This window comes from Actinotignum inguinis, from assembly GCF_051265835.1.
GTDB lineage: Bacteria > Actinomycetota > Actinomycetes > Actinomycetales > Actinomycetaceae > Actinotignum > Actinotignum timonense.
Window position 1 is genome coordinate 88,818 of sequence record NZ_JBOZDP010000003.1, and the last position, 24,132, is coordinate 112,949.

Consider the following 24,132-nt stretch of genomic DNA (forward strand, 5'->3'; position numbering starts at 1 on the left):
CATCGGGTGCCCATCAGCTTCCAACCCGCTTTCTTGGTCTCGGGTTTTCGCTCCGCTCACGCGAGCGAACTGATTACTTCTGTTACGGCATGCGGAGGAAGAACGACGGCGCAGCGAAAGGCATGCGCAAGTTGTCCCGTCCGCATTCCCCTGGCTAGACAGTCAGGGCGGGGATGCACCCACGCTCCCCGGCCGGGCAGCCGCCGTTCCTTATCCACAACGACTCCCGCATCGGTGAGCGCTAAGCGCACCAGTTCCTCCCGGGCAGCACGCTGACGGCAGCCCACGCACATGCGCGGATTTTTCGCCATCATCCCACCGCCTCGAAAGTCACACCCTATCTATTTTAGCGGCAAGATGCTACTAACGCACGTCATCATGCGGCTGTGCCGCGTGATCTTCCCCGTGTTCAGCGGCGCTTGCTTCAACGGCGGGGATGGCGGCAACGGCGCTAGGAGCGGCGCCATCTGCGACGTCGCCACCGGAGGCTTCTTGCACATCGGATTCTTTACGAATATCGATGGACCACCCGGTGAGCTTGGCAGCCAGGCGCACATTTTGCGCTTCTTTACCGATGGCGAGGGACGCCTGCCCATCGGGAACAATGGCGCGAGCCTGGCGCTTTTCCGCGGAGAGGATATCCACCCGGCTTACCTTCGCGGGGGACAGCGACGCGGCGATAAATACCGCGGGGTCATCGTTGTAATCAACGATGTCAATTTTCTCCCCGCCCAGCTCCGTGGTGACCGCACGCACGCGCTGACCGTTATGGCCGATACACGCACCCTTGGCATTCACCTCCGGATCCTCGGCATACACGGCGAGCTTGGAACGATGCCCCGCCTCGCGCGCGAGCGCCACGAGTTCCACGGTGCCGCTAGCAATTTCAGGCACTTCGAGTTCGAAGAGACGGCGCACAAAATCCGGGTGGGTACGCGAAAGCCGAATGGAGGCACCGCGGCTGGTGACCACCACATCCAAAACAAGAGCGCGGATGCGATCCCCGCGGTTGAGGTGCTCGGTGGGAACCTGTTCTTCCGCACGCAAAATAGCTTCGTGATCCCCGACTTCCACGAGGAGATCGCGGGAGAAGCTATCGCGCCCCGCCCGGCCTTGCACCACGCCGGAAATAATGTCACCCTGCTTATTTTTGAAGGAGCCGAGCACGCGATTCGCTTCGGCTTCCTTGAGGCGCTGGGCGATCACGGATTTCGCCGTCGCCGTTGCAATGCGCCCAAAATCGTGCGGCGTGTCATCGAATTCACCAACGACGTTGCCTTCTTCGTCAATTTCCGGGGCCCACACCACGATTTTGCCGGTGCGCCGATCCATATCGACCCGGGCCCCGCGAATCGCGCCGGGTACCCGCGCGTAAGCGTGCAGCAAGGCATCTTCAATTGCTTCGACGAGTACATCGGAGCTCAAGCCAAGTTCACTTTCCAGGGCCCGCAGCTCGTTCATGTGAATTTGAATATCCACGATTTCTCCTACTCTTCCTCGCCGTCGCGATGGAATTCAATATCAACGCGGGCCCGTTCCACCCGGCCAATGGGTAAGCGCCGTTCCGCTCCCCCGTTATCCGATGCGAGAACGAGGGTATCGCCCTCGACGGCGCGCAGCCGGGTCACGATCTCATCCTCACCGGAGGGTGTCAGACGCAGCAGGCGCCCCACGGCGCGAGAAAAGTGGCGCGGCTCCACGAGCGGCCGGGTGGCACCGGGGGTGGACACTTCAAGGTTATAGGCACCCTGGACGAGGTCAACATCGTCCAAACGCGCGGAAATAAGACGCGAAACGTCGGTGAGCTGATCCGAGCCAACACCGCCGGGGCCGCTGGGAAGATCGACCGTGACCTGAACGACGGCGCGCCCGCCGGCACGGCCCACCGTCACGCCTTCCAGGTAGAGTCCGCATTGCGAGACAAGAGGTTCAATCGCGGCGATGATTTCACCGGTCCGCTGTGCCTGACTGGATTTACGGGGCCCGGTAGAGCGGCGGTCCCGCCGCGCGGGAGGACGCGAACTCTTGGAATGACTCATGGGCTAATCCTACAGTTTCCGCGCCGCACCGTGGTACACGGGCGTGCCAGACGGTGCTCACGGCGCAAGTAGCGCTGCTGGTGCCCACGGTGCAGGTATCACCCGCCGTTGCCAACGGTGGCACGGTGCGCCACGCACAGTTATCCGCGCGCACCGTCATCAGCGCGCGCACCGTCTCCCAGGCCGGTGGAGGTGGCACAATATAAGCGGTTTTATTCTCGTCAAGAAAGCGGAGAAGCATGGCAGCTGCACCCCGGAGCGGAGCGCTCGCTCATCGGCGCACCTCTCAGCCGGTTCGAACCGCGGTGCAGCTGGTGGGCACCGCCGTGCTCGCCATTCTCATTATTGGCGCCATTCTTATTGCTATGGGAGCGCGGTGGGAACATGGCGATCCCTCCCCCGCGCCCATGACGACGACGCAAGAACTACGCCAAAGCCTTGCCGTAGCATCCCAACGGTGCTCCGCGGCCGCCACCGACCTGGCCGCTGAGACGGGCGGCCACGCCGCGCAGGTATATCAGGATGTTGCCGAGCACGCGAGCGAGTGGGAGAACCAGCTGGGCGGGGTGTGGCAGGCGTGGCCGAGCGGCGCCCCAACCGGGCATACGAATTCTCCCGAGCCTTCTCCTCTTGCTCCGGATGCCGCTGAGTTACTCGCGGAATTATCCAAGATCAGCACGGTGGCAATGACGGCGGCAGATGCGCTACTGCCCACAGCGGAAGCTCCGGCGAAAGACGGCGCAGATGGTGCAGCAGGCGGCGCAGCGAAGGGCGCCGGCCCTCGCGAGGAGATCTCCGAGGACGCAGCTGGGGAGCGCGCGCTTTATTTAGCTATTGCGTTGCGGGCAACGTGGGATGCTCAGGCCGTGGCTGAGGCTGCCGGGTTACCCGCCCCGGATCCCTTTGGTGCCGCGGTTGCGGGTGGCCCCAGGTACGACGTCGCCCAGCTGGTGCCGGCGGGCGGCGACGAGAAGCTTCTCGCGGCCGCGAATACGGCCCGCCAATGGTATGAAGTTGATGCGGCACGCCGCGGCATGGACGGGCATGCCGAACGCATGGAACGCATCGCGCGCATTGCTGATCTGGAGGAAGCCCTACTTCGGGCCGGCACCCCGGATACCCGAGCCGCCAGCGTTCCCCTCCCCGCTGTTGCAGACGATGAACTCGCATCCGCCGCGTATGCCATTTTGATCGGTGCGCTGTGGCATAGCCCGGTTCCGGCCACGGAAGCTCTCAATTTTGCGCTTGCCTTGGATGATGCTAGCGGTGGGCCCAGCGGGGGCAGTGGCACCGGTGCAAGCGGGGCTCACGGTGCGGACGGGGCTGACGGTATCAATGGTGATGCCAGCCAGAGCCTTGGCAGCGCAGCACTCCCCGGGCTTTCGCCGCACACGGCAGGCTAATTACGTTATCCCTGCGATAATCAATAACTAATAAGGTACGTTGTTTGTATGCATGCACACAACGCTTCTCGCGGCGATGATTCGAACCGCTCCGGCCTCAACGATCCATTGCCACGCTCAGAGGAGGATCTCGCCATCGAGCGCCGCATGTCCCGCATTTTGAACCTGCTCGCCGATTATGTTCTGTGGATTCTCTTGTTGCTCGCTTTTCACGTCAATAATTCACGGGCTCTACTCGAGAAAAAAGTGGGCTATGGCGAGGCGCTCGCCTACCAGTGGCCGCGTTTATTGGGCGCCTGCGCCGTCTTCACGATTTTATTCGTCATCGTCAAGAAATATCGTAAGCCCGGCAGCAAACCGCCCCGTTTCGGGTTCAATCTTGAGACCGTCGCGGATATGGGGACTCTCCTGGCTTTCTGCTTCGCAGTGGGCGTGATAGGAGCGTTTTAGCCGAACGCCACCCGGCTATCGGTCGGATCCGGCCTGCCCCCCCCCGGGCACACAAAATGCGCTTCCAGAGCATACATATTTATGTAGCTGGAAGCGCATTTTGTGGTTATCAGTTATCAGTTATCAGTTATCAGTTATCAGAGTCGAGCACACTGTCACCCAGCGTGGGAACGTTTACTCGCTAGCCTGGGCAGCAGCCAGAATCTCCTGGACTCGAGCGGCGGCATCCGCCACCGCCACGTCTTCGGATTCCCCAGTGGCGCGGGTGCGGACTTCCACCGTCCCGTTGGCCAGGCCCCGCCCAACCACCACCGCGTAGGGCATACCGAGGAGCTCGTAATCAGCGAATTTAACCCCAGCGCTCACTTTACGGCGGTCATCGAAGAGGACTTCGATACCCGCGGCAGTTAGCTGCGTGGCTAAGTCCTCCGCGGCGGAGAATACGGCGTCGTCCTTACCGGTGGCAAGGATATGTACCTGCGCGGGCGCGACGCCCACCGGCCAGACCAGGCCCTTCTCATCGTGGTACTGCTCGGCGATAGCGGCGAGCACGCGGGAAACACCCACGCCGTAGGAGCCCATGGTAACCACGCGGGTTTTGCCGTTTTCGTCGAGCACCGTCAGGCCGAGCGCTTCGGCGTATTTGCGCCCCAGCTGGAAAATATGGCCAATTTCGATACCGCGCGCGATATCGAGCGGGCCCGAGCCGTCCGGGGCCTCGTCGCCGGGGCGTACTTCCGCGGCTTCAATGGTGCCATCGGCCTCGAAATCACGCCCGTACACCAGGTTGAATACGTGCTTATCCACCGCGTTGCCACCCGCGATCCAGCGCGATCCTCGGGCTACGTGAGGGTCAAGGAGAAGGCGCGCCACCGGCACCGTTGCGCCGTCGCCGGTTGCGGCACCGTCATCGGCACCGTCGGCAACGGCGCCACCGCGGGCTTGCGGGCCAACCGCACCGGGGCCGGTATAACCCGGCACGATTCCCGGGTACTTCTCCATATCCTCAGGAGAAGCAAGCTCCACTTCGGCCGGAGCCAAGCTGGCTTCCACGCGTTTCATATCGACTTCGCGATCCCCGGGAAGAGCGATGACCACCACTTCCTTCTCCCCATCGGGATGGGTGAGGGTCACGATAACCGACTTGAGGGTATCGGCCGCGTTCCAGGGGCGGTCCGAGCGCGGATGTACCTGGTTCGCCATCTCTACCAGGTCAGCAATAGTTTTCGCCCCGGGAGTATCCACCAGCTCGGGTGCCGGAACGTCGGAGAAGTCCTGCTCGGGGAGCGGCGGCGTCGTAACCGCTTCGGTATTCGCGGCGTAACCGCCCGCGGACCGGACAAAAGTATCCTCCCCAATAGCGGTGGGGAACAGGAACTCTTCCGAACGCGAGCCACCCATCGCCCCGGACATGGCGGAGACAATCGCGTAAGGCAGGCCCAGGCGCTCAAAAATACGCTGGTAGGCCGCGCGCATCGTATTGTAGGAAGCGTCCAGCCCCGCCTCGTCCATGTCGAAGGAATAAGCATCCTTCATGACGAATTCGCGCCCGCGAATCACACCGGCGCGCGGACGGGCCTCGTCGCGGTACTTCGTTTGAATCTGGTAGAGCGTGAGGGGCAGGTCCTTGTAGGAAGAATAAAGATCCTTGACGAGGAGCGTGAACATTTCCTCGTGCGTGGGGGCGAGCAACATGTCGTTGCCTTTGCGGTCCGCCAGTTTGAAAAGAGTGGGGCCGTATTCGCTCCAGCGGTTTGTGGCCTCGTAGGGTTCGCGCGGGAGGAGCGCCGGGAAAAGTACTTCCTGAGCCCCGGATGCATCCATTTCTTCGCGGACAACCCGTTCCACTTTCCGCAGCACCCGCAGGCCCAGCGGCAGCCAGGTGTAAATACCGGGAGCCACGCGCCGCACGTACCCGCCGCGGACTAGGAGCTTATGACTGGCGACCTCGGCGTCGGCCGGGTCTTCGCGCAAGGTGCGCACAAAAAGACTAGACATTCTCAGCACGCCCGCCATTCTACCCGCTTGCCGGGAACGGCGCGGCACGGTGCATACGGGGCGCGGCACCGGTGGTGTGCGGCGCGGCACCGGTGGCGGAGGACGGGGCGACGGCGCGGGACTGGTGGTGGACGGGGCGACGGCGCTGCACGGCGCATACGGGGCGCAGCACGGTGCCTGGAGTGAATACGGCGCCCCGCAGCTAGAGGAGGACCGTAGCCCACTCCCCCGCGCGGCTGAAGCCGACATGCTGGTAGAGCCGCACCGCGGCGGCATTGTAGTCATTGACGTAGAGGGAGACGGTGGGCGCATGGCGAGCGCGCACCTGATCGACGACGCTGGCCATTGCCCGGGTCGCGATCCCACGCCCGCGCAGGTCGGGAGCGGTCCATACGCCTTGGATCTGCGCCACTCCCCCGGCCAACGCACCGATATCCGCCTTGAATTCCACCCGCGGGACGCCGGTGGCGGGATCGATGCCCATGCGCACGAAAGTGCGGCCGGCGCGGATGAGCTCCCGGACCCGGCGTGCGTAGGTGGGCCCGTACACGGTGGGATCGTATCCGACTTCCTCGGTGAACATAGCCACCGCCGCCGGAAAAACAGCGCCAAATTCCCAGGGTTCAGCCGGGCGTACCTGCGGATCGGGCACCACCGGAGAGGCGTGAGTTAGGGAGAGAGAATATTGGCGCGCGCGAACCTCACGGGCGGGACTCCAGGAGCGCTCCAGGTGTTCCCACAGTCCAAGGACCTGATCGGCCGGCCCGAGGATGGAGCAGGCTACCCGATGTCGGGACAGAATGTCGTCGCCTAGTTCGCGCAGCCCCGCTGGGGAAAAGCCAAGGGGAATAATATTCCCGCCGTCCCAAGCGAGGGCTTCAATATCGCGGCGGTGCATCGCCGCCAGCGCCGAGGATGTTCCCACGCCCATGCGTTCTACATTGACGCGGGCGAGCACGGAATTGATCGGGTCGCGGGCTAAAAATTCCAGGGCGCGGGATTTATCCGCGCCCGTGAGACGGCGCAGCGAGGATGCGGCTCGATGCGGCCAAATGGAGCGTTTCATCGCGGTGCGTTTACTCCACCGCAAGCAAGACGCTGACAGCCCGCTCGAGGAACACGTCCACGACGGCCTCATCATAAGCATTTTTTCCGCGTGATTCCGGGAAAATAGCATCCCGTACCACTTCAGAGGTTACGGTTTCTTCACCGTCGAAATATCGGGCGAGGCGGTCAAGAAGTTCATCAACGTCCGTTTTGCGGTATCCCCAGCCTTCAGCGTCGGCAAAACGTTGCCCGGCCGGGCGTAGCAGGCGCGGGTAGAGACTTTTGGCATCCTGGTAGGCGAGGTTGAGCCAAGCCTGTTCCCCGCGCGCCCCGATGGTATTAGCACGCTTGAGGTGAATAAAGGCGGCTTCGAGGCGATCGAGGGCGGCATCCACTCGGGCCGGATCGTATCCGCCGCGCTGGCGGGAAAAACCGACGCGCCGCACATCCGTTTCGTCCATATCGCCAGTTCCCCGCGAATATGCGTCTTTCGCGCGGGCGAGGAAATCATCGACCTGCTCGGTATTGTATCCGCGCGTGAGCGGACCCACTCGCTTAAACGTGCTCACAACTCACCTCACTTGTCTGTGCCAGCACCACGGTGCCAGCATGCCGACCTTCCCTCTTAATGTGCCGCACTCATTTTGCCATATGCGCACGCCACGCGCCGCTCTCGCTCACAGCGCAGCACCGACCGGTACTACGTGTGGAATTTAGAGCTTCTTTCAAAGCACCCCTTGCGCCGCAGCGAAGAAGAGGTAGCAGAACGGCGCCCAGAGCAAGATGGAATCGATACGATCCAGCATGCCACCGTGCCCGGGGAAAATTGCTCCCATATCCTTGACACCGAGCCGGCGCTTGAGGCGTGATTCGAGCAGGTCACCGGCGGTGCAGCACACCACCGCCGCCATGCCGATGGCCAGCGCCCACCACACGCTGTGCCCCAGGGCCACCGTGGCAAGAAGCAGCGCCACCACCAGGCAGGCCAGCACCGACCCGGCCAGCCCCTCCCAAGTTTTCTTCGGGGAGATGCGCGGAGCGAGCGGATGGCGCCCGAAAAGCACGCCGGCGGCCCAGCCTCCCGTGTCATTGGCAACGGGCAGGAGGATGAGCGCTGCCACCATCCACGCTGGGGAATCAAGCCGGCACAGCGCCACCGCGAAACTCCCCAGCACGCTGATCCACAGGGACACGAAAACTGCGCAGGCGGCGTCGCTCACCTGTGCGCGCGCCCAGTCGCGTATCCCCAGCCACACGGCGCAGGCCACCACCGTCGCCCCGAAAGCCAGCATGGCAGCGCCGAGTCCGCGCCACCAGGCAAGTGCCAGTATGGCGATATTCCCGGCCAGCAGCATCGTGAGCGGGAGTCGAATACGGCGCGCGAGAAACGCGCCCGCGGCCTCCCATACAGCGAAGCTGAGCGCCACCACCACGAGCACCACAAAAAGCTCGATGCGCCAGAGGACGCTGAGCGCCACCAGCGCCAGCAAGATGAGCGCGGTGGGGACGGCGGCTTTGAGATTACGGCCAGCCCGCGAGGAGGTGGGGCGCGGCGGTTGCGGGGGACGCGGAGCGAGCATGCTCCGCAACGAGGGGCGCGACATTAGATTTCGAGCAGGTCCTTTTCCTTGCCTTCGAGGAGCTTATCGATCTGCTCCACGAAGCTCTTCGTCAGCTTTTCCAGTTCGTCTTCGGCGCGCTTGACTTCATCTTCCCCGGCCTCGCCATCTTTTTGAATAGCTTCCAGGGTGTCCTTCGCCTTGCGACGCACCGCACGGATGGACACGCGCCCATCTTCAGCGCGGGTACGGGCCAGCTTGACGTAATCCTTGCGGCGTTCCTCGGTCAGGGCCGGGAGGTTCACGCGCAGCACATTGCCATCATCGGAAGGATTGACGCCCAGGTCAGATTCGCGCAGTGCCTTGTCGATACCCTGCTTGGCACCCGGATCGAACGGCGTGATCATCACGGTGCGCGGTTCGGGAATGGTGATGGTGGCCAGCTGCTGGAGCGGCGTGAGGGTGCCGTAGTAGTCCACCAGAATCGGGTTGAACATCCCGGCGCTGGCCCGCCCGGAGCGGATATGCGAAAATTCTTCGCTGGTTGCTTCAATAGTTTTGCCCATCTTTTCGCGGGCTTCGCGCAAAGCTTCTTCAATCATGTTTTTTCCTTCGCAGTTTCGTTCACGGCGCGTAGCTACGTGGTACGACGACGCAGCAGCATCCACGCGCCCGATGTGACATATCTTACCGGCTTAGCGGGGCTATGCGCCCTGAGCGGAGACCACCGTTCCAATATTCTCACCGCGCAGCGCGGCGGTAACATTGCCCGGCTCGGTCATCCCGAAAACCCGCATCGGCAGGGAGTTATTCCGCGCCAGGGCAAAGGCGGCGCCGTCGGCCACCTGGAGGTTGTGGGAAAGCACCGTATCGTAGCTAATGGCGCTGAGCTTTTCCGCTTCCGGATGGGTACGCGGATCGGCGGTATAGACTCCGTCTACCCCGTTCTTGCCCATGAGGAGCTCATCGCAGCGCAGTTCCAGGGCGCGCTGGGCGGACACGGTATCTGTGGAGAAGTAGGGCATGCCGGCCCCGGCGCCGAAAATAACCACCCGCCCTTTCTGGAGGTGGCGGATGGCGCGCAGGGGAATATAGGGTTCGGCAATCTGGGTCATCTGGATCGCGGTTTGCACGCGGCACTGGGTGCCGGCCTGCTCAATGAAATCCTGGAGCGCGATCGCGTTCATGACGGTGCCGAGCATCCCCATGTAGTCCGCGCGGGCCCGATCCATTCCGGACTGCTGCAATTCGGCTCCGCGGAAGAAGTTTCCTCCGCCTACAACGATGGCCACTTGGATTCCCGAAGCCGCCGCTTCGGCAATTTCCCCGGCGACGCGCTGGAGCACCGTGGCATCGACACCGACGCTACCCGCCCCAAAAGTTTCTCCAGATAGTTTTAGAAGAACTCGGCGGACTCCATCCGAGCTCGCGTCATGTTCCAGTAGTGTCACCATTGCCTCCCGTCGCTCAGTTCATCGGGCTTAACCATACCAGCGCACGCTAAGGCATAATATCCGGGTGTCTAATAAAAATACTTCTTTCGACGCCGCCACGTGGGCAGCGTCCTTGCGCGCCCTCACGCCGGGCGTGCTGCTCGCCGCTCTCATCGCGGTAGCATCCTGGGGCCTGAGTAAGTTGATGCCCCTTCTCTCTGCCATGCTCTTTGCCATCGTATTGGGCATGCTAGTGCGTAACCTGGGACTTATTCCCCGCTCGGCCAACCGCGGTCTCACCTTCACGTCCAAGCGGGTGCTGCGCACCGGGGTGGTGCTCCTGGGGCTGCGCCTGTCCATCCCCGCGATTTTGGGACTGGGCTGGGGCACTCTTATCACTATCATCACCTGCGTGACCGCAACGATGCTCATTTCGGTGCCGCTGAGTAAACTCCTGCGGGTGCCCCATGCCTCGGCTATTCTCACCGCCGTGGGTACCTCGATCTGCGGGGCCTCCGCGGTGGCGGGAACCTCCGCCGTGGTGCGGGTACGTAACGAAGATGAGCGCGATACCGCCGCGGCAACCGCCATTGCCTGCGTCACGCTTTTCGGTACCCTCACCCTGGTGGCCCTCCCCTGGCTGGCCCACCTGCTGGATTTGAGCGCCAATCAGGCGGCGGTGTGGATGGGGGCCACCATTCACGAGGTTGGCCAGGTGGTGGCCGCCGCCAATATTTACGGTGGGGTGGCCGATACCGCTACCGCCGCTAAACTCGGGCGCGTAGTGTGCCTGGCCGCCGTCATCGCCGTGGTGGGGCTACTGGAGCGCGCCGCTAAGCAACGCGAGGCTCGCGCCGCGGGGCTGGACGGGGCAGCGCTTGATGCCCACGGCCAGGCGCGCAGTTCCGCTCCCCTTATCCCGCTGTTTGTGCTCGGCTTCCTTATCGCGGTGGGGATCGCCTCCGTGCTGGAAAACCAGGCTTGGGCGGCCAGCGCCTTGCAGATTCTTGGTAATGACGTTGCCAACTGGCTTCTCATCGCCGCCATGGGCGCCATGGGCGCCGGAGTCCACCTCAAGACGATTATGCATACGGGGGCACGCACCGTCCTCTTCGGTTTCCTACTCACTCTGGTGATTGTGGGGATCGGGCTGGCCTGTGTGGCCGTTTTCGTGGTGTAGTGGCCGCGTAGCATCCGACACACGCGAAAGCGGGGGCCTCCACTTAGGAGAGCCCCCGCATTCTTTGCCCCGTGCCGGGTAGAAATCTTGCCCAGCAGTCGGAATGGTCATGCGCCCGCACCTGGGGATGTCCTTGCCCCGTGGCCGGGGCTATGGCTATGGCACCGTGGATTACTTGAGCGGCGCGTCGTAAACGTCGGCTGCGTCGTCGTCACGCAGATACGCAACCCAGAAGTAGGTGGCGAGGATGAAACCGCCGCCCACAATATTGCCGAGAATCACCACACCGATATTGAGGGCGACGGCGCCCGGCGTGAACGCGGCGTAGTCGGCGAGCCCGTGTCCGGAAGCGAGCACCGCTTCGGAATTCCAGAAGGCATCCCCGCCCCAGTACTTGCACATGAGGCCGAGCGGGAGCAGGAACATATTGGCGATGGAGTGCTCGAATCCGGCGGCAACGAAGAGCGGGATGGGGCACAGGCAGGCGAGAATCTTATCCGCCGTGGACCGCCCCGATTGCGCGATCCACACGCCGGCACACACCGCGATATTTGCGAGCACACCCAGGAGGAAGGACTCGGGGATCGAATGCGCGGCCTTGCCTGCCGCCGTGTGGAGGGCAACTTCGCCCCATGCCCCGCCGTTGGAGAGCGCTTGGCCGGCCCCGAAGACGAGTAACGCCAGGAACAGTGCCCCAACTAGGTTGCCGGCCAGTGAGGTGCCCCAGTGAGCGAAGAAGCGCCGTGGGCGCACCCGCTTGTGGTAGAGCGGCATGACCGTCATCGTGGTTGAGGTGAAGAGGTCCGAGCCGGTCAGCACCACCAGGATGAGGCCGACGGAGAAGCACAGGCCTCCCAGGACTTTCGCCGGGCCGAGCGGCCCGTCAGCCAGGCCCTGTTGCGACGTGATGTAGAAAATGTATCCCATGCCAATGAAGGCACCGCCGGAGAGCGCCATCACGAAGGATCGCGTCAGCGGTTTCTTAGTTTTCTTGTATGCCGCGCGGGCGTTTTCAACCGCGAGGGTATGCGGATCAGGAATGGTTATGCTCACCTCTTACTCCTTTGTCAGTTCAGCGCCCCTCATCTTATGTGAAAGTGCCCGCTGGGAGCTATAGATATTTACGGGCAGATAGAGACGGGGCACGGCGCGGACGGCGGGGCATACGGTGCAGGCTACGGTGCTCCGGGGTGGCGGGCCAGTTCGCGGCGCATCATGGTGATTGACATGCGCCTACGGTGCGGACGGTGGTCTGGCCCCGCCCCGCGGCACGCGGGGCGCCGTCGTCGTACTAACGGCGCGCATCACTGCGCGCACATCGCACCGGTAATCGCACCGCACCGCACCACACCGGCGCCCATCAATCGCACTGCACCTGCACGTAAGGCACCGGTACCCATCAATCGCACCGCATCTGCATGCACACGTAGCCCGCACCTGCACGCAAGGCACCGGCGCTACATGCAACGGAGGGCGGGACGTACTCTCGTACCTCCCGCCCCCGGCGTCTATCGTTCACGCAACCGAAAGCTAGGCTCCCGGCAACCGGAAACTACATCCCGGTGCGCGCAAACTTACTCAGCGTGCGAACCGACGCGCAGACGCTTGAAACCGGTCACCTTGCCGCCGGTCTGGGACACGATGGTCTTGACCGGGGTCTTCGGCTCGCGGGCGTAGCCCTGCTCCTCGAGAACGACCTGCTTGTAGAAGCCGTGCATGCGGCCTTCCACGATCTTCGGCACGGCCTTTTCCGGCTTGCCTTCGGCGATGGTCGTTTCGGTGGCGATGCGCTTTTCGGTTTCCACCACGTCGGCCGGAACGTCCTCAATGGAGAGGTACTTCGGGTCGAGCGCGGCGATGTGCACGGCGACGTCGTGCGCAACTTCGGCAGCCTTGGCATCGGTGGCAACCAGCACGCCCACCTGCGGGGGCAGGTCGGGGTTGGTGCGGTGCATATAAGCTTCCACGTGCTCGCCCTCGAGGACTTCCACGTGGGAGACTTCCATCTTTTCGCCGATAACGGCGGTCATGGCGGTGATGCGATCCGCAACGGTGCCGTCGCCCAGCTTGGCGGCGAGCAGCGCTTCCACGCTATCGGCGCCGGAATCCACGGCGGCGGTGAGGATCTCATCGGCCATCCCGATGAACTTCTCATTCTTGGCCACGAAGTCGGTTTCGGCGTTGATCTCCACGAGAATGCCACGCTGGCCGGCAGCGGTATCGGATACGTGCGAGGCAACCAGACCGTTCGCAGCGGTGCGGTCCGAACGCTTGGCGGCGGACTTCATGCCCTTGACGCGCAGGATCTCTTCGGCCTTGGCGGAATCCCCCTGGGCTTCGTCGAGAGCCTTCTTGGCGTCCATCATGCCGGCGCCGGTCTTGTCACGCAGCGCCTTCACATCGGCGGCTGTGTAATTAGCCATGCTTCACTCCTCACTTGTAGCGCTCAGGCTTAGGCCTGGGCGTCAGCTTCTTCGGACTTGTTTTCTTCGGATTCGGTGGCTTCGGCTTCGGCCGGGGCGGCCTCGGCTTCAGCTTCCACGGCGGGAGCGGCTTCTTCAGCCATGGGGGCTTCTTCGGTAGCTTCCCCGGCCGCGAGAACTTCGCGTTCCCATTCGGGCATCGCATCTTCGGTGGCGTTCTTGCCGGCGCCGCGGGCCAGGAGGCCTTCAGCTACCGCATCACCGATGACGCGGGTGAGCAGCCCGACGGCACCGATGGCGTCGTCGTTACCCGGAATCGGGTAGGCCACTTCGTCCGGATCGCAGTTGGTGTCCAGGATGGCAACCACCGGAATATTGAGCTTATTGGCTTCGGAGACCGCGAGGTGTTCCTTGTTGGTGTCCACAACCCACACGGCGGAGGGCAGACGGTGCATATCGCGCAGGCCGCCGAGGGTCTTCTCCAGCTTGTCCTTTTCGCGGGACAGCATGAGGAGTTCCTTCTTGGTCAGGCCCGAGCCGGCAACGTCCTCGAAGTCCATCTGCTCGAGTTCCTTGAGGCGCTCAATACGCTTGGCAACGGTCTGGAAGTTGGTGAGCATGCCGCCCAGCCAACGTTCGTTCACGTAGGGCATCCCGGTGCGTTCGGCCTGTTCCTTCACGGCTTCCTGCGCCTGCTTCTTGGTGCCCACAAAGAGGATATTTCCGCCGTGCGCCACGGTTTCCTTAACGAAATCGTACGTGCGGTCGATATCGGCGACCGTCTTGCGCAGGTCAATAATGTAAATCGAGTTACGATCCGTGAGGATGTAACGCTTCATCTTCGGGTTCCAACGGCGGGTCTGATGCCCGAAGTGCACACCAGCTTCCAGCAGCTGGCTCATGGTGACGACAGCCATGCGGCGTCCTTTCTCAGGCGCCATCATTACGATGGCGCGGTATCGGTTCTTGCACGACGGCGGAATTGCCGCCGCGCCCTGGTGCCCACGAACCGCGGTTCCCAAATATGCGCCACCCACTGGGCAGCCCATGCCGGGACCGATCCGCGACCCTCGCATGCGGGCACGCGTATTACGACCGGAGATAACCGGCCGCCTGTACATACTACCCCACCCGGAAAAACGGGGAACGGCGGGCGGATGTGATTTTCGCGGGAATATTGCGGCTAGGGCGAATGAGCACGGGGCGGTGCGGCCAACGGGTACACGGTGCGGGCCAGCGACTATACGGTGCGGGACGGGGCGAGGCGAGCGCGCATATGGTACGGGACCGTCCGGGCGAGCGCCGCTCACAAACGCGCACCTGCTACGTCTCAAGATGTGGCTGAGGTTGTACAGCGCTACCACATGACTATAAGATGGCGCGCATAGTTACTAACACTGCAATCTAGGAGCGACCTGCCCTATGAGAGTCCTTGAATCCAACACCTATCGCATCAAGGAAATTCTCTTTATATAAAAATGCGAGAAAGTCGTATTCTCGCACGCGTTTAGCGATGATGCGCGCCCGGAGCTTATATCTATCTTTCTGAGGCCTCCGGGTGAGTACTCCTATGTACTTTCCTAAACGGCGCGTGCGAGAGGGGTTCATGCTGCCCCGAATACGGCAATTGGATTGATAAGGACAAGGATTTTGATAGATCCTCATATCCCCGTCCTCGACGTCGCCCACGTGCGGCGCGTTTTCGGGAAAGAAAAATTTGTTGCAGTTGAAGACGTATCCCTCCAGGTGCAGGCAGGCCAGGTGCATGCATTGCTCGGTCCGAACGGAGCCGGGAAAACCACAACGGTGCGGATGTGCGCCACCTTGCTGGCCCCCACGTCGGGGCAGGTCCTGATCGCTGGGATTGACGCGGTGCGCCATCCGGAGAAGGCACGCTCGCGCCTGGGTCTGGTGCTAGGCGGCGACCTCGGGTTTTATCCCCGGGCTACGGCGCGCGATAATCTCCTCTATTTCGCTGACCTGCAAGGGGTGGCGAGCGGGCAGCGGCGCGGTGTCGTCAGTGATGCTCTTGAGCGTGTCAAGCTCACCGATTCTGCCGGGGCTAAAGTGGGCCAGTTTTCGCGCGGTATGCGCCAACGCCTCCACCTGGCGCGCGCCTTATTGGGCGCCCCGCCACTGCTCCTTCTTGACGAACCGACCACGGGGCTGGATCCCGACGTCGCGCTAACGGTGCGCGATATTATCCGCGACGTTGCCGCCGGCGGCACCGCGGTGCTCCTCACCTCACATTCCATGCCGGAGGTGGAAGAACTGGCGGATATCATCACCGTCATCGGCGCAGGAAAAATCGCGGTGCGCGGCAGCGTTCGCGATATTTCGGACTACGCCGGGGTGGGTGCAACCACAACCTTCACGCTGGGTGCTCGCAAGGCGGATATTTTCGCGGGCCTCGAAACTGAATTCCCTGACGCGGTGATTATTCGCCGTCCGCGCGCAGGCAACTGGGCGGTCACGATCTATTGGGATGCGCGCTCCGGTGCGCAAGCCGAACGCCTGGTGGCGCTTCTCGAGCACGAGCCGGAGGACCTGGTTACCCGCCCGGCATCGTTGGAGGAAACGTATCTGGCTCTGGCAGATGGGTTGGCGCGGTGATCCGGCAGTTACGTATGAGCGCTTTTCACGTGCGCCAATTTGTGTCTGTCCCCTATTTCATCCAGCTCATGGTGACGACGACACTCGCCACCGCACTGGTGCAATTCCTGAGTTTCCGAGCTTTCGGGACTATGAGCGCGACGCAGGGGTGGGTGCGTGCCGGGATTATCGGCATGTGGACCACGGCTACCTGCGCCGCCGGAATTATTGGTTTCGAGCGTTATAAGGGCACCCTCGTCTACCTGGTGAGCGCTCCGATTGGGGCGCTACGGAGCCTCGCCGCGGTGGTAGCATCGGCCGGTTCCTTCGGACTGGCGGCATTCCCGGTGGCCTGGGTGACGTGGGCTCTGCGCTCCGCCTCAGTCACTTTTACTGCACCGTCCTGGGGTTTTGCGTGCGGCGTCCTTCTGCTATGGATGGGTTGCCTGAGCGTATCCTTCGTCATCGCCGCGCTTTTCGTGCTCACCCCGAACGCGATTAGTTACGAAGGTCTGCTTCTAGTTCCGATGTTTTTAGCGTCCGGCATTCTTTTTACGACGACGGCGCCGCCCGCGTGGCTGGCCTATCTCTCCCTCTTCGTACCCCTCTCGATGCCCACCTCCCTGCTCTTCGGAGAGGTAATTACCTGGAGCGACGTGGCGATCTGGGCGGTCGTGCTGAGTGCGTGGCTCGCGGTGGCGGGAGTGGCGGGGCGCGCGGCGCTGCGCCGTGCTACCCGCTCCGGGACTTTGGAGGTGATGTGATGCTGACGCGTTATCGCTCGATTATTCGGGTCTCCTGGGCTTCGTCAGTGACCTTTGCGACGGTGGGGACGGCGGTGACCACCCTCCTGGTGCTTCCGCTCCTCGATGTGCTTTTTGATGTGGTGCTCGGCAATGATGTGGGAACCCCGGACCTGGTGCGCACCGGCTATGCCGCGGCGCTGGTTGCTTTGGCCACGTCGGTGGCTTCCGGAGTGGTCAGCGCGGTGGCAACCGACCGGGCACTGGGGATCTTCCAGGAAGTACACCTGCGCCGTCGTTTCGACGTGGTGTACTGGGTGGCGGTGGCTACCGTTCCATGTATCTTGGCGGTCTCCACCGGTATTGCGGCCATCGGCGCCGTCTTCCTCCTCTCCCCGGACAAAGATGCAATGCTGCTGGGGCGCGTAGCGCTCTTAGCGGTGGCTGCTTTGGTATGCGGAGTGTTGCTCGGAGTGGCGGCGGCCGGTGTCGGGGTGGATCTTCCCGACCCGTATCTGGGGGCGACGCTGCTCGCGACGTTCCTGCCGGTGTTCACCGGGGTTATTGTGCCTCTCGAGTACTACCCGCCGGTGCTGACAGCACTAGCGAATGCCGTCCCCCTCTCGGGAACCATTGCTGGTATCGCTGAGCCGGTCGGGTGGCTGGTAGTCCGTGATATTGCGGTTGCGGCGATCTGGGCCGGTATCGGTGTATTAGCGACCCGCCATGCGGTGGCTCGGCTGCGTTCGGGTATGCGGAGGGATGTCGTATGAGTTTTCTGGGTTTTGATGAACGCTGGGCTGCCTACCTGAAAGTCGCGGAAATGAATCTTGGCGGCGCCGCGCGCGTGCACGGCGGGCGGATCGCCGCGGTACATCGCGGTGCCGTTGAGGTTCTCCGCGTTGATGAGACCGGTGCGCCAGACGGAGCTGCGCGTGGTGCGCCGGACGGGGCACCGTTGCGTATTGACCTCGATATTCCGGGCCACTGCCGGGATAGTGAATCCTGGCCGCCGGTGGTGGGTGACTGGGTAGGCGTGGATGATGCCGGGCATATTCTCGATATTTTGCCGCGCCGTACCTACCTCACCCGCCCTTCGGTGGGCCGAGCCGCTCTCGAGCAACCTATCTGCGCGAATATTGATGTGGTTCTCATTGTGGAACCCGTGGTGCCAGCAGCCAGTCGCGGGCGTATCGAACGCTTCGTGGCCCTGGCCCACGCGAGCGGGGCCCGCCCCTGGCTGGTGCTCACGAAGGCGGACCTGGCAAACCCGGCAGATATCCAGGAACTGGGTGAAGGGTGCGAAGAAGTGCTTGCGCTTGATGCACGCTCGGCTGTGGCCGTGGCGCGACTCGTTGAGCTCCTCTCCGGCACGGTCGTGGTGGTGGGGCGCTCCGGCGCGGGAAAATCCACCCTCACCAATACCTTGCTCGGAGCCACCCAGACGGTGGGAACGGTGCGCGAAAGCGACCATAAGGGTCGGCACACCACCACCGGGCGCCAGCTGGTTTGCGGAGAACACTTCGCGGTCATCGACACTCCCGGGGTACGTGCACTGGGAGCCACGATGGACACGGAGGCGATTGCGGATACCTTCGCGGATATTCGCGAACTGGCTGCTTCGTGCCATTTCGCGAATTGTAGCCACGGGCGAGAGCCGGGGTGTGCGGTGCGCGAGGCATGCGCGAGCGGGGCTTTGGACGCGTACCGGCTGGATCGCTATCTGCGGATGATGGCGGAGGCGGAGCGGTTACGTTCCCGCAGCGATGCACGAACGGCGCGGAGCCAGGACCGGCACGCTGCGAAAGAGAATACCCGCGGGCAGCGGGAAACGATGCGCCTGAAGGGCAAAAACCGCGGATAACAGCGCAAAACCCGGGCGAACGCCCGGATACAAACCAGAGCTATCCACAGGATGCTGGAACGCATCGACTATCCACAGCCTGAGGATGCCCTCTGGCGGACGAGTCCTAGCCAGGGCATGCTCAGCCCTATGAAGACTCTCAGGATTTTTGCGACTCAATTCCCCGGTGCGCGCTGTGGCCCGAGCACCAGTACCCGTGCCCGGGCCACGGTGCGCTCCCGCTCCCGTGCGGGGCGCATAATCGTGGCACGCTGCCTGGCCGCGGCCGGCGCGGCTCTCACCCTGGTGGCGAGCCTTATTTCAGAATCGGCATCTGGCACGGTGGCGGCGTCGTCGGATAATACCCCCGCGCCGGCCGCAACCTCGACAACGGATAGCGAGCCGGAAAAACCGCTTACGTCCACCCCCATGGCGGACGCTGAAAATGTAGCCCATACGAAGGCAGCGCGGCCCCACGCCACTGGCTTCCACTCCCCTACCGGTAGCGCGCCGGTGGTGACCCGGCCCTTTGATCCGCCCAAGCAGAATTGGCTGCCCGGGCATCGAGGTGTCGATGTTGAGCTTCCAGCCGGCAGCCCCGTCCTTGCTGCCGGCTCGGGCACCGTGGTGTATGCCGGGATGCTCGCAGACCGCCCCGTTATTTCTATTGAACACGCCAATGGCCTGCGCACCACCTATGAACCCGTGGAGCCGAGCGTGCACCGCGGGGATACCGTGAGCGCCGGAACGGTGATCGGGACGTTGCTGGCCGGTCATGAGGATGGCGGGCGCTTCCCCGGGGATGTTTTGCACTGGGGCGCACGGCGCGGGAAAACCTATATTGACCCGCTCTCGCTCCTCTACCGGCGTGAGATCCGCCTGTACCCGTAACATCCGTGACGCTCACGTAATGCTCCTGTGGTACTTCAGGGATGTTTCTGGTGAGGATTCTTTAGGCCCGCGGGTGGGCCTGCGCGAAAGCAGCACGGAGCCTGTCGGCGCTGACGTGGGTGTAGCGCTGCGTGGTTTGCAGGGAGGAGTGGCCGAGGATCTCTTGGACGCTGCGCAAATCCGAACCGCCGTTGAGAAGATGCGTGGCGGCGGAATGGCGCAAATCGTGGGGGGTAATATCGGGCACCCCCGCGCGGCTGGCCGCACGGTGCACCACGTCGCGCAACGAGCGCGGGTTGAGGCGCCTACCTTGCGCCCCCAAAAAGAGAGCCCGAGTCGGTTCTTTCATAAGAGCGGCACGCGCGGGTAGGTATTCTTGCACGGCCCGCATAGCCGGCACCCCGTACGGGACCACGCGTTCCTTATTTCCTTTTCCGACGACGCGCACCGTCAAATCAGGGCGAACCTGGTCAATATCCAAGGAACAGACTTCGCTCACGCGCAAACCCGCCGCGTACATGAGCTCGAGGGCCGCCCAATCCCGGTAGGCGAGAGCTTCTCCGCTCTCAACCGCGTGGCTTTTCGCGTTGTTGAGCAATTGTTGGGCCTGGTGCTCGTTGAGAACATGCGGGAGCTCGTTGGTGACCCGAGGTGATTTCAGGCGTGCGGCCGCATCCGACGCGGTGTAGCCACACCGGTATGCCCAGGAACTAAAAGTGCGTATCGCGGCCGATTGCCGGGCCATCGAAGCCAAAGCGCTGCCGTGTTCGCGCGAATGGGCCAGCCAGGCCCGCAGATCAGCGAGATCCAGGTGTTCAAGGTCAATATCGAGCTCGGATAAGTCCTCATCCCCCGCTTTGTTCCCGGTGGATAGCTCGTGGAGAAAAGTGAGGAGGGAGAGCACCTCGTGCAGATAGGCACGGATCGTATGTTCGGAGTATCCGCGGCGCAGCCGCAATTCTCGCTCATAACGTTCCAAGATATCTGCTACTCGCATGTTCTCCAGTTTATGCCAGTCTTAGGAGGCCCGCTGCCGGCTCGCCTCCCGTGCCTGGGGCGTCAGGCGCCACTTCCCTCCCCTACTTTCCGCGATTCCTGCTACCTCAAGTTTTCCGAGGGCCGCCATTACCTCAGCAAATCCCATTCCCGCGGTCTGCGCTATTTTATCTAGCGGCTGGTAATTACGAGCCGGTAGCGCATCCCTCACCCGCACCGCCCGCGGATCCCCGGCAAGCGGATCGGTGACGGCCAGCCCGAGCCCTAATTGCACCCCGCTGGCAAGGGCATGAGTGACCGTCCGGCTTGCCGCTCCGCTGCGGTGATCAGCCGCAGCGTTCCCCGCCACCGTCCGAGTGCGATTGACGTGGAGAAGTTGCTGGCCGGCGCTGAAGCCGAGCATTTCCACAATATCTTCCACCCGGGTAATACACACTGCTCCTTCCCGCAGCAGCCGGTGGCATCCCGATGAGCACATGGCGTAAATGGAGCCGGGTACTGCCCCGACCGGGATGCCGTAGGTATGGGCGTGCCCCGCGGTATTAATGGCGCCCGACCTATAAGGAGCTTCAATAACAACAACGGCTTGCGATAGGCCCGCAATGATCCGGTTTCGGGCCAGGAAACGGTGCCGGTGGGGAGCATTGCCCGGTGCTGTTTCTGAAAGGGCAAGCCCGCCTGTATCAAGAATCCGCGCGAAGAGTTCCTGGTGGACTTTGGGATAGGGGCGGTTGATCCCGCTGGCGAACACCACCGCGGTCGGAGCATTCGCGAGCACGGCGCCACGGTGGGCGGCCGCATCAATACCCATGGCTCCCCCGGAAACAATAAGGGCACCGCGTTCAGCCAGCTCGTAACTAAAATCGGTGGCGATCTTTTCGCCATAGTCGGTAGCGGCGCGCGAGCCCACCATCGCGAGCGCGGGGCGATCCAGTGCCGCAATATTTCCTTTCCACCACAGCCCCAGCGGGCGTTGTTCCCCGAGCTGCGCTAAGGATTGCGGCCAGGTGGGGCTACCCGGGTAGGTAAACCCATAGCCTCGGTTGAGCAGTTCGCGGTCACGCGCAAAGCCCTGTGCATCGTACCGGGCGCCCCAGCGGGTAGCTGCCGCGCGCAACGGTTCAGGAACCGGGGCGCCCGCTCGTGCTTCCTCGAGCCAGGCAAGCGCTCCGGCGTAACCGAGATTGTCGGTGAGTGCAACGGCGTGGTAGTCCTCCCCTTCGGCCAAGCGTGTCCATGCCATTGCTGCGGTTTCTTCTTCCCAACCGGAAGCTCCCGTGCCGGTAGTTCCCGGGTGAGCCGCTCCCGTGCCGGTAGTTCCCGGGTGAGCCGCTCCCGTGCCGGTAGTTCCCGGGTGAGCCGCTCCTGTTCCGGTAGCTCCCGGGTGAGCCGCTCCCGTGCCGGCAGTTTCCGCGACGGTGCCGCTCGCGCCGGCAGCTCCCGTTGTTTCGCTGCTGGTCCGGGGTGTTTTATCCTCCGTCATAGCCAGATTTTCCTTTCCCGCGCAGGGCGAATGCCCCGGCAACGTCGTCGGTGGTGGGTTGTGTATGGCCGGCTAGGTCTGCGAGGGTCCAGGCAACTCGCAGGATTTTATCCGCGGCTCGCATGCTGATGAGGCCGCGGGTGAGGGCCTCACTCAGACTCGCGCTTGAGCTAGCTGCTAACTGGGTGTGGGACCGGAGCCAGGTGCCCGGTATCGCGGCGTTCACGTCCCAGGTTTCATCCCGGAAGCGGTGGTGCTGGCGTTCGCGTGCTTCGCGGACCCGCGCGGCAACCGTTTCGCTGCTATCCCCACTAGTGTCCGCGGCTAATTCCGCCCGGCTCGGCCTGGGCAGATTCACCATGAGATCGATGCGGTCCCGGAGCGGACCTCCGATGCGATGCTGGTAGTGGGCGCGGTCCGCTCCCGAACAGGTGCAGGAGGTTGGGGAATCTAGTAGCCTGCCGCACCGGCACGGGTTTCCTGCTGCTACCAGTTGGAAACGAGCCGGGAAGCATACCGAGCCTTGGGCGCGGTGAATATGCACTTCTCCCGATTCCATGGGTTCGCGTAGGGACTGGATAGCCCGGGTGGTGAATTCCGGAAGTTCATCGAGGAAAAGTACGCCGTGGTGCGCGAGGGAGATCGCGCCGGGGCGGGGCCGGCTTCCGCCTCCCACCAGCGCGGTGGCACTGGACGTGTGATGGGGCGCCACGTAGGGAGGTCGGGTGGTGATTTCCTCGAATTGCCCCACAATGGAGCGAATACTGGCACTTTCTACCGCTTGGGCACGGGTGAGAGGCGGCATGATTCCCGGTAGGCGGGTGGCGAGCATAGATTTACCCACTCCTGGTGCCCCGATCATGAGGAGATGGTGGCTTCCCGCGGCTGCTATTTCCAGGGCGTGGCGGGCCAGGTATTGGCCCCGTACCTCCGAGAGGTCGCCCATATCAGTGCTGGTGCGAGGCTGGGCTACCGGCACAGGGGGCGGCGGTGGCACCGGGTCACTGGCCGCTCCCAGGCGCTGGGCGATCTGGGTAATATGCCAGATTTCTCCCACCTGGATCTGGGCAAGCGCAGCTTCGGCTCCGCAACCGTGGGGAACGATGGCGTGCCGGAAGCCGTGGTGGGCGGCGCCCAGCACGCACGGCAATATTCCCCGCACCGGACGTACCGATCCGTCCAGGCCTAATTCACCCAGGAAAACAGTGCCGGGTGGCAGGTGGGTGTGGGCCTGCGCAGCGAGGATGGCGGCAGCAATCGCCACATCAAAAGCGGTACCGACTTTCGGGGTATCTGCCGGAGATAGATTGACGGTGACGCGCCCGGCCGGGAAGGCGATTCGGGCGGCGGCAAAAGCGGCTCGGATGCGTTCGCGTGATTCGCTTACCGCCGCATCGGGCAGACCCACAATCGTGAAATTCGGCAGCCCTGAAAGGATCGCTACTTCCACCCGGATGGGCAGGCCCTGGACCCCGAGTATCGAGACGGTATGGGAGGTGCCAATCATGAGGCATTCCGCAGATGATCGATGGTAACGGGACCGCAGATGGGCACGGTGACAGCCACGATATCCACCGCGAGATCCGGGTAGTGCCCGCCATCCGCGTGGAGCCACCGTGCCAGGAGGCACCGGAGCCGGCGATACTTTTCGGGGCTGACGGCCAGCGGTGCCGGCACCATATTGTGCCCGCGCCGGGTTTTCACCTCAACCGCAACTAAAGCCCCGCTGGGTTCTTCGCGGCATATCAGGTCAATTTCCCCGCGCCGGCATCTCCAATTTTGGGCCAGCACCTGGTAGCCGTGCTCCCGCACATATGCGGCGGCCACGCTTTCTCCCCACTCCCCCAGCTCCCGGGTGGTGGCGGAAGCGGGAAGCGGGGCAAGCTCGCTGCGGGCGATGCTGGCATGCAAAGTTTCACATTGGTACATGCCCCTAGTGTGGCGCGGATATTACCGATGGTAGCTCGAGGTGTGCGTGGCTGGGGATAGCGTCGTCGTTTCAGAAACCTGTGGATAAAAGCGAGCGCCCTCGGAACTCACAACGCAACAGCC

The 24,132-nt window shown here is 63.2% G+C and carries 24 protein-coding genes; 8 read left to right on the plus strand and 16 right to left on the minus strand.

Translation table 11 applies throughout. From position 1 onward, the window contains the following. Nucleotides 1–56: 56 nt before the first annotated feature. The 3 genes from ACRQFC_RS03005 to rimP are packed head-to-tail and all read right to left on the minus strand — an operon-like array spanning nucleotide 57 to nucleotide 2,039. Entirely contained in the window at nucleotides 57–314 is a 258-nt protein-coding gene (locus ACRQFC_RS03005) for a YlxR family protein (RefSeq protein ID WP_101595119.1), read from the minus strand. Nucleotides 315–363: 49 nt separating this feature from the next. After that, entirely contained in the window at nucleotides 364–1,473 is a 1,110-nt protein-coding gene (gene nusA / locus ACRQFC_RS03010; protein ID WP_284896781.1) for a transcription termination factor NusA, read from the minus strand. A 14-nt stretch (nucleotides 1,474–1,487) separates the two neighbouring features. Beyond that, entirely contained in the window at nucleotides 1,488–2,039 is a 552-nt protein-coding gene (gene rimP / locus ACRQFC_RS03015; protein ID WP_087070982.1) for a ribosome maturation factor RimP, read from the minus strand. Nucleotides 2,040–2,278: 239 nt separating this feature from the next. Here rimP and ACRQFC_RS03020 point away from each other — a divergent pair, with 239 nt between their 5' ends. Beyond that, nucleotides 2,279–3,442 carry a hypothetical protein gene (locus tag ACRQFC_RS03020; RefSeq protein ID WP_284896732.1) on the plus strand — a complete coding sequence of 388 codons (1,164 nt, stop codon included), beginning with the start codon at nucleotides 2,279–2,281 and terminating at the stop codon, nucleotides 3,440–3,442. A gap of 48 nt (nucleotides 3,443–3,490) precedes the next feature. Next, entirely contained in the window at nucleotides 3,491–3,892 is a 402-nt protein-coding gene (locus ACRQFC_RS03025) for a hypothetical protein (protein WP_284896731.1), read from the plus strand. A 174-nt stretch (nucleotides 3,893–4,066) separates the two neighbouring features. Here ACRQFC_RS03025 and ACRQFC_RS03030 read toward each other — a convergent pair whose 3' ends face one another. The 6 genes from ACRQFC_RS03030 to pyrH form a co-directional block, all read right to left on the minus strand. Then, the gene (locus ACRQFC_RS03030; RefSeq protein ID WP_284896780.1) at nucleotides 4,067–5,890 is read right to left on the minus strand and encodes a proline--tRNA ligase; all 1,824 of its coding nucleotides are present in this window, start codon (nucleotides 5,888–5,890) and stop codon (nucleotides 4,067–4,069) included. A 202-nt stretch (nucleotides 5,891–6,092) separates the two neighbouring features. Then, nucleotides 6,093–6,956, minus strand: coding sequence for a GNAT family N-acetyltransferase (locus ACRQFC_RS03035; RefSeq protein ID WP_284896730.1), 864 nt, complete (start codon nucleotides 6,954–6,956; stop codon nucleotides 6,093–6,095). Nucleotides 6,957–6,966: 10 nt separating this feature from the next. Beyond that, nucleotides 6,967–7,506 (minus strand): DivIVA domain-containing protein, encoded by a 540-nt coding sequence (locus ACRQFC_RS03040; protein ID WP_051278233.1) that lies wholly within the window; start codon nucleotides 7,504–7,506, stop codon nucleotides 6,967–6,969. A 156-nt stretch (nucleotides 7,507–7,662) separates the two neighbouring features. Beyond that, nucleotides 7,663–8,541 (minus strand): phosphatidate cytidylyltransferase, encoded by an 879-nt coding sequence (locus ACRQFC_RS03045; protein WP_284896729.1) that lies wholly within the window; start codon nucleotides 8,539–8,541, stop codon nucleotides 7,663–7,665. Beyond that, nucleotides 8,541–9,098: a ribosome recycling factor gene (gene frr / locus ACRQFC_RS03050; RefSeq protein ID WP_026428541.1), complete on the minus strand. Its 558-nt coding sequence runs from the start codon at nucleotides 9,096–9,098 to the stop codon at nucleotides 8,541–8,543. The genes ACRQFC_RS03045 and frr overlap by 1 nt, the downstream gene beginning before the upstream one ends. Nucleotides 9,099–9,200: 102 nt before the next feature. Continuing rightward, the gene (gene pyrH, locus ACRQFC_RS03055) at nucleotides 9,201–9,950 is read right to left on the minus strand and encodes a UMP kinase (RefSeq protein WP_087070988.1); all 750 of its coding nucleotides are present in this window, start codon (nucleotides 9,948–9,950) and stop codon (nucleotides 9,201–9,203) included. A gap of 64 nt (nucleotides 9,951–10,014) precedes the next feature. Between pyrH and ACRQFC_RS03060 the strand changes: the two genes are divergently transcribed. Continuing rightward, a complete protein-coding gene (locus ACRQFC_RS03060) occupies nucleotides 10,015–11,109 on the plus strand; it encodes a YeiH family protein (protein ID WP_087070989.1) in 1,095 nt (364 codons plus the stop codon). 171 nt (nucleotides 11,110–11,280) lie between these two features. Here ACRQFC_RS03060 and ACRQFC_RS03065 read toward each other — a convergent pair whose 3' ends face one another. The 3 genes from ACRQFC_RS03065 to rpsB all read right to left on the minus strand — a co-directional run bounded on the left by ACRQFC_RS03065 (nucleotide 11,281) and on the right by rpsB (nucleotide 14,449). Then, entirely contained in the window at nucleotides 11,281–12,162 is an 882-nt protein-coding gene (locus tag ACRQFC_RS03065) for a formate/nitrite transporter family protein (RefSeq protein WP_026428538.1), read from the minus strand. Between the two features lie 521 nt (nucleotides 12,163–12,683). Beyond that, entirely contained in the window at nucleotides 12,684–13,532 is an 849-nt protein-coding gene (gene tsf / locus ACRQFC_RS03070) for a translation elongation factor Ts (RefSeq protein ID WP_274734039.1), read from the minus strand. Between the two features lie 29 nt (nucleotides 13,533–13,561). Continuing rightward, nucleotides 13,562–14,449 (minus strand): 30S ribosomal protein S2, encoded by an 888-nt coding sequence (rpsB, locus tag ACRQFC_RS03075; protein ID WP_284896728.1) that lies wholly within the window; start codon nucleotides 14,447–14,449, stop codon nucleotides 13,562–13,564. Between the two features lie 736 nt (nucleotides 14,450–15,185). Here rpsB and ACRQFC_RS03080 point away from each other — a divergent pair. From ACRQFC_RS03080 to ACRQFC_RS03100, 5 genes are all read left to right on the plus strand, one after another. Continuing rightward, complete coding sequence (locus tag ACRQFC_RS03080; protein WP_407706202.1) at nucleotides 15,186–16,145, plus strand: ABC transporter ATP-binding protein; 960 nt, start codon at nucleotides 15,186–15,188, stop codon at nucleotides 16,143–16,145. Between the two features lie 14 nt (nucleotides 16,146–16,159). Continuing rightward, on the plus strand, nucleotides 16,160–16,888 hold the full coding sequence (locus ACRQFC_RS03085) for an ABC transporter permease (protein ID WP_284896726.1): 729 nt from the start codon (nucleotides 16,160–16,162) through the stop codon (nucleotides 16,886–16,888). Next, on the plus strand, nucleotides 16,888–17,640 hold the full coding sequence (locus ACRQFC_RS03090; RefSeq protein WP_284896725.1) for an ABC transporter permease: 753 nt from the start codon (nucleotides 16,888–16,890) through the stop codon (nucleotides 17,638–17,640). Before ACRQFC_RS03085 ends, ACRQFC_RS03090 begins: the two co-directional genes overlap by 1 nt. Beyond that, on the plus strand, nucleotides 17,637–18,731 hold the full coding sequence (rsgA, locus tag ACRQFC_RS03095) for a ribosome small subunit-dependent GTPase A (protein WP_284896724.1): 1,095 nt from the start codon (nucleotides 17,637–17,639) through the stop codon (nucleotides 18,729–18,731). Before ACRQFC_RS03090 ends, rsgA begins: the two co-directional genes overlap by 4 nt. Before the next feature lie 129 nt (nucleotides 18,732–18,860). After that, entirely contained in the window at nucleotides 18,861–19,601 is a 741-nt protein-coding gene (locus ACRQFC_RS03100; RefSeq protein ID WP_284896722.1) for a M23 family metallopeptidase, read from the plus strand. Nucleotides 19,602–19,662: 61 nt separating this feature from the next. On the opposite strand, the gene ACRQFC_RS03105 is transcribed toward ACRQFC_RS03100, so the two are convergent. The 4 genes from ACRQFC_RS03105 to ACRQFC_RS03120 are packed head-to-tail and all read right to left on the minus strand — an operon-like array spanning nucleotide 19,663 to nucleotide 24,009. Then, nucleotides 19,663–20,598, minus strand: a complete 936-nt coding sequence (locus ACRQFC_RS03105) for a tyrosine recombinase XerC (protein ID WP_284896721.1) — start codon at nucleotides 20,596–20,598, stop codon at nucleotides 19,663–19,665. Between the two features lie 21 nt (nucleotides 20,599–20,619). Then, nucleotides 20,620–22,080 carry a DNA-processing protein DprA gene (gene dprA / locus ACRQFC_RS03110; RefSeq protein WP_284896719.1) on the minus strand — a complete coding sequence of 487 codons (1,461 nt, stop codon included), beginning with the start codon at nucleotides 22,078–22,080 and terminating at the stop codon, nucleotides 20,620–20,622. Beyond that, the gene (locus tag ACRQFC_RS03115) at nucleotides 22,067–23,587 is read right to left on the minus strand and encodes a YifB family Mg chelatase-like AAA ATPase (RefSeq protein WP_284896717.1); all 1,521 of its coding nucleotides are present in this window, start codon (nucleotides 23,585–23,587) and stop codon (nucleotides 22,067–22,069) included. The genes dprA and ACRQFC_RS03115 overlap by 14 nt, the downstream gene beginning before the upstream one ends. Beyond that, nucleotides 23,584–24,009, minus strand: a complete 426-nt coding sequence (locus tag ACRQFC_RS03120; protein WP_284896716.1) for a YraN family protein — start codon at nucleotides 24,007–24,009, stop codon at nucleotides 23,584–23,586. Before ACRQFC_RS03120 ends, ACRQFC_RS03115 begins: the two co-directional genes overlap by 4 nt. Nucleotides 24,010–24,132: the final 123 nt, after the last annotated feature.